The 1,547-nt window shown below is 69.6% G+C and carries 1 protein-coding gene; it reads left to right on the forward strand.

Annotation, left to right across the window (positions count from 1 at the left end; translation table 11 throughout):
• The first annotated feature begins 263 nt into the window (after window positions 1-263).
• Window positions 264-1,481, forward strand: a complete 1,218-nt coding sequence (locus ACFWEP_RS34595; RefSeq protein ID WP_387376261.1) for an IS110 family transposase — start codon at window positions 264-266, stop codon at window positions 1,479-1,481.
• The last annotated feature ends 66 nt before the right edge of the window (window positions 1,482-1,547 follow it).

Genomic DNA, 1,547 nt, shown 5'->3' on the forward strand with positions numbered 1-1,547 from the left:
CCCCGTTATGTTTTTCGCGGTCCTGCAACGGGGCCGCTGGCCTCCGGGCCCGGCATGACTGTGTCCCCCTGTCGAAGGCATGACCTGGGGGGTGGTGTCACCAGGTCCGGGGGTGTTCGTCGGAGACGCTGATGAGAGGTCCGGCCACCGTCCGGTCCGGCGCAATGCCGGACAGTTCGCGGGCGGCAGGTCTGCATAACGTGGATGCGCGAGCACGACACCCGAGCCGAGGCCGGCACCGCCAACACCCCCGGAAGGGTGCGATGTTCGAGATCGAAGACGTGGGCGTGTTCCTCGGCCTGGACGTCGGCAAATCCGCCCATCACGGGCACGGGCTCACCCCGGCCGGGAAGACGGTCTTCGACAAGCCGCTGCCCAACAGCGAGCCGAAACTGCGGGCCGTGTTCGACAAGCTGACCGCGAAGTTCGGCAGCGTCCTGGTGATCGTGGACCAGCCCGCCTCCATCGGCGCCCTGCCTCTGGCCGTCGCCCGCGACGCCGGCTGCCGCGTGGCCTACCTGCCCGGCCTGGCCATGCGACGGATCGCCGACCTCTACCCCGGCGAGGCCAAGACCGACGCCAAGGACGCGGCCGTCATCGCCGACGCCGCACGCACCATGCCCCACACCCTGCGCTCGCTCGAACTGACCGACGAGATAACCGCCGAGCTGACCGTCCTGACCGGCTTCGACCAGGACCTCGCCGCCGAAGCAACCCGCACCAGCAACCGGATACGCGGCCTGCTCACCCAGTTCCACCCGTCGCTGGAACGGGTCCTGGGGCCCCGCCTGGACCACCAGGCCGTCACCTGGCTCCTGGAACGACACGGGTCCCCGGCCGCCCTGCGCAAAGCCGGCCGACGCCGCCTCGTCGAGCTGATCCGGCCCAAGGCCCCACGCATGGCCGCACGGCTGATCGACGACGTCTTCGACGCCCTGGACGAGCAGACCGTGATCGTTCCCGGCACCGGCACCCTCGACATCGTGGTCCCTTCCCTGGCCCGCTCGCTCGCCGCTGTCCACGAACAGCGCCGGGCCCTGGAAGCCCAGATCAACACCCTGCTGGAGGCCCACCCTCTTTCCCAGGTCCTGACCTCGATGCCCGGCGTCGGCGTCAGGACCGCCGCAGTCCTGCTGACCACCGTCGGCGACGGCACCAACTTCCCCACCGCCGCCCACCTCGCCTCCTACGCCGGCCTCGCCCCGACCACCCGGCAATCCGGAACCTCGATCCACGGCGAACACGCACCCCGAGGCGGCAACCGACAACTCAAACGCGCGATGTTCCTGTCCGCCTTCGCCTGCATGAACGCCGACCCGGCCTCCCGCACCTACTACGACAAGCAACGCGCCCGCGGCAAAACCCACACCCAAGCCCTCCTCCGCCTCGCCCGCCAACGCATCAGCGTCCTGTTCGCCATGCTCCGCGACGGCACCTTCTACGAGTCCCGGACACCGAAGGACGTCGAACTCGCCGCATAACCCCACCACCCGAACCACCCCAAGCCCGACAGGGATGCCTTGACGAACGACATAGAGGCACCCCCC

It is taken from the genome of Streptomyces sp. NPDC060198, assembly GCF_042728415.1.
Lineage (GTDB): Bacteria > Actinomycetota > Actinomycetes > Streptomycetales > Streptomycetaceae > Streptomyces.